1 protein-coding gene is annotated in these 357 nt (G+C 37.8%); it reads left to right on the top strand.

From position 1 onward, the window contains the following. Nucleotides 1-248, top strand: a 248-nt coding sequence (locus GQR38_RS20000) for a hypothetical protein (RefSeq protein WP_240920061.1), incomplete at its 5' end; no start/stop codon positions are given. Nucleotides 249-357 lie beyond the last annotated feature (109 nt).

A 357-nucleotide genomic window follows, 5' to 3' on the forward strand; every position in this document is an offset into this window, starting at 1 on the left:
AATTCATGAACTATGTGCCTGATATGCAAAAAAATCACTTTGCTAAAGAACCTATCATGACGCCGCCTTCGGAAGTGTTTGTGACACAAACTATCTACGCTGATGCCAACGGTACTTTCCATTTTTCATTATTGAAAGCAGGTCAGTGGGGATTTGCTGCGTTAGGCATAGGTGAACAGAAAACTTACAAAGGAAAAGCGCTTTCACAAGATGCTGTTATTTGGGTACAAGCAACTAAACTGCCGTAGTTACTGCCGTAGTTACTGTCGTTTTTTCAGCTGTTGTATTTGGCTTGATTACTATATCTATCAAGCCAAATTATTTTTTATGATAAAAAGTCTATTCTAGAAAGGCTTT

Origin of the sequence: Pseudoalteromonas sp. c7(2019), from assembly GCF_011378625.1 — a bacterium.
GTDB lineage: Bacteria > Pseudomonadota > Gammaproteobacteria > Enterobacterales > Alteromonadaceae > Pseudoalteromonas > Pseudoalteromonas arctica.